1 protein-coding gene is annotated in these 487 nt (G+C 59.3%); it reads right to left on the bottom strand.

The window, feature by feature from the left end; translation table 11 throughout:
* Positions 1 to 301 (bottom strand): hypothetical protein (locus tag ACZ6IM_RS42625; RefSeq protein WP_469564641.1); only part of this gene is annotated, 301 nt, incomplete at its 3' end.
* Between the last annotated feature and the right edge of the window lie 186 nt (positions 302 to 487).

The following is a 487-nucleotide window of genomic DNA, read 5'->3' as shown; positions in this document are numbered from 1 at the left end:
CCAGGCTATAGCCGGCGCCGGCGCGAGCAGCAACCTTCAATTGACTGTGCTTGTGTGTGGATCGATGCAACCCCACCCTCGAGCCGTTAATGTCGGTCGCAAGAGTAAAGCCTTTTCGACTCAAAGCCGCCTGCGCCATCGGTCCCAACGCGTTTTTAATCAGCTCGTCCCTAACTATCGAACTGTGCAGACGGTTCCCCAGGCTGCCACTCGACGATGGCAGGACAGGCCGCCCGTCGGGATGCTGCTCGAAGATCTCTGCCTCGATCGCAGCAGCCAGTTCACTATCCGTATACGCCACAAAAATCTCCCAGATGAAACACGGACACTACCTCTCTCTCCACAACGCACGAACAGACCATCGGGTTCACCCCTGGGGGACTGTAAGACGTTCGGGTCTGTTCCGTAGTCGGTGGTGACGGAGGGTGTGGTCAGCCCAGGAGGATGCGGTGGCGGAGGAGGGGGAAGCTCGCGCGGCCGTACATCT

It is taken from the genome of Streptomyces sp. NPDC042336 (genome assembly GCF_055581985.1).
This window is presented reverse-complemented; position numbering and strand designations above follow the sequence as displayed.